Raw genomic sequence first — 226 nt, forward strand, 5'->3', positions numbered from 1 at the left:
CCCCTGGGCGTCGGCCTGGATGCGGCGGCGCAGTTCATAGGGCTTCATGCCGGGGAAGAAGTGGGAGTAGCCACCTTGCGTGTTGGCATGCCACACGTCGATCAGCGCGCCCGCCACCGGTTGGCCTTCGAGGTCCAGCACCTGGCCCTCCATCACAAACACCTCGCCCTCGGGCTCGCCTTCGTCCAGGCGCACCTCGTGCTGCGACAGCGGCGCGCCAGCGACG

General features: G+C 69.0%; 1 pseudogene. It reads right to left on the reverse strand.

The features are described from left to right. Window positions 1-226, reverse strand: a pseudogene (locus B2J89_RS23435) (catechol 1,2-dioxygenase); the annotation flags it as partial.

This window comes from Acidovorax sp. SRB_24, assembly GCF_012931925.1.